The following is a 245-nucleotide window of genomic DNA, read 5'->3' on the forward strand; positions in this document are numbered from 1 at the left end:
GGATGGACGACGTGAATCGGAAGCCAGTTGGACAGAGTTGCTCACGGGGTTACGGGAGCGCGGGCTGACCAACGCCCCCAAACTTGCGATTGGCGACGGCGCTATGGGGTTCTGGTCGGCATTGAGCAAGGTGTACCCGGAAACGGATCATCAACGTTGCTGGGTTCACAAAACTGCCAACGTACTGAATAAGCTACCAAAATCTGTGCAGTCCAAGGTCAAGGCTGACCTCCACGAGATATGGA

General features: G+C 55.5%; 1 protein-coding gene. It reads left to right on the forward strand.

Going from position 1 to position 245, the window contains the following annotated elements:
- Positions 1-245: transposase (locus M8006_RS18065; protein WP_250084623.1), on the forward strand; the 245-nt coding region annotated here is incomplete at both ends.

This window comes from Halomonas llamarensis, from assembly GCF_023555005.1.
GTDB classification, from domain to species: domain Bacteria; phylum Pseudomonadota; class Gammaproteobacteria; order Pseudomonadales; family Halomonadaceae; genus Vreelandella; species Vreelandella llamarensis.